This window comes from Dactylosporangium sp. NPDC005555, assembly GCF_040605635.1.
Taxonomy (GTDB): domain Bacteria; phylum Actinomycetota; class Actinomycetes; order Mycobacteriales; family Micromonosporaceae; genus Dactylosporangium.
In genome coordinates this window covers 1-1,344 of record NZ_JBEXDG010000174.1, presented here as the reverse complement: position 1 = coordinate 1,344, position 1,344 = coordinate 1, and the positions used below count along the sequence as shown (strand labels likewise).

The 1,344-nt window shown below is 65.2% G+C and carries 2 protein-coding genes; both read left to right on the top strand.

What is annotated here, in order from left to right:
• Nucleotides 1-58: 58 nt before the first annotated feature.
• Nucleotides 59-391 (top strand): transposase, encoded by a 333-nt coding sequence (locus ABZS58_RS51340; RefSeq protein ID WP_354792141.1) that lies wholly within the window; start codon nucleotides 59-61, stop codon nucleotides 389-391.
• Entirely contained in the window at nucleotides 391-1,314 is a 924-nt protein-coding gene (locus ABZS58_RS51335; protein ID WP_354792139.1) for an IS3 family transposase, read from the top strand. Before ABZS58_RS51340 ends, ABZS58_RS51335 begins: the two co-directional genes overlap by 1 nt.
• The last annotated feature ends 30 nt before the right edge of the window (nucleotides 1,315-1,344 follow it).

Sequence of the window (1,344 nt, the reverse complement as noted above, 5' to 3'; positions counted from 1 at the left end):
TGAGGTTCCCCCCGGGGAGTGGACACCGAGTTAGCAGGACTGTGGTTCTGCTGGGAGGATGTCCGTCGTGCCTGCTGGTAAGCGTCGGTCGTATACGGCTGAGTACAAGGTTGAGGCCTCGCATCGGGTGATCGATTCTGATCGTTCGATTGCTGAGGTCGCCCGGGAGCTGGGAATCGATCCGGGGATGTTGAGTGTCTGGGTGAAGGACGAGCGGCGCCGGGTCGTTGCTGCCGAGGTGCGCGGGGATGTGCCCCTGGAGGCGGCGGAGCGGGGCGAGTTGCTGCGGCTGCGTAGGCAGGTGGCCGAGTTGGAGAAGGACAACGCGTTCCTGGTAAAAGCTTCGGCGTACTTTGCCGCGATGCAGAAGAATCCACGCGGTTCGATCTGATGGTGAAGTACGCCGGTGCCGGCAGGTCTGGGTCCACGGCCGGCGACGAACGCCGTGGCGTTACGGGGTTCTCGGTGCGGCGTATGGCGCGGCTGCTGGACGTTTCGGCGTCCGGGTACTACGCGTATGTGCAACGGCGCACGGCGGGGGTGCTGACGCCGCGGCAGCAGTATCGCGCCGATCTGGCGGTGAAGATTCTGGACGTGCACAACGATTCCGGTGGCACGTACGGGTCGCCGCGGGTCGCCGCCGAGTTGCGGGCGCGTGGTGCGACGGTGAACGAGAAGACCGTTGCGGCGGTGATGGCCGCCATCGGGATCGAGGGCATCAGCCCCCGGTCGTTCAAGGTCCGGACCACCGTGGTCGATCCGGCGGCGTCGTTCCCGCCGGATCGGGTGCGCAGACGTTTCGATCAGGGTCGTCTGGACGCGGTGTGGCTGACCGACATCACGTATCTGACGTGTGGTGAGGGTGACATGTTTCTGTGTGCGGTCCGGGACGGGCACTCCCGACGGGTGCTCGGCCATGTCGTGGCGGACCACGTCGGCGCTGACATGGTCTGTGCTGCCATCGACGCCGCGGTGGCCTGCCGCGGCCGTGACGTGGCAGGCACGGTGCTGCATTCGGATCGTGGCGGGGAGTTCACCGCGTCGCTGACGGCGCAGGCGTGCGGCCGTCACGACCTGAAACGGTCGATGGGTGACACCGGGATCTGCTGGGACAACAGCCCCGCGGAGTCGTTCTGGTCGACGTTCAAGCACGAGTACTACTACCGCCACGCCTTCGCCACGAAGGCGGAACTCGTTGCAGCGGTTGACAATTGGATCCTCTGGTACAACCATGAACGACGCCACTCCGCGATCGGGATGCATAGCCCCGTCCGGTTTGAGCATTCCCTGACAGGAACAGCGAGAGCTGCTTAAAGCCCTGTCCACTGTTCAGGGGGAACCTCA

Coding starts and splice junctions, on each gene's coding strand:
- ABZS58_RS51340 (WP_354792141.1), top strand. CDS start 59: ATGTCCGTCGTGCCTGCTGGTAAGCGTCGGTCGTATACGGCTGAGTAC.
- ABZS58_RS51335 (WP_354792139.1), top strand. CDS start 391: ATGGTGAAGTACGCCGGTGCCGGCAGGTCTGGGTCCACGGCCGGCGAC.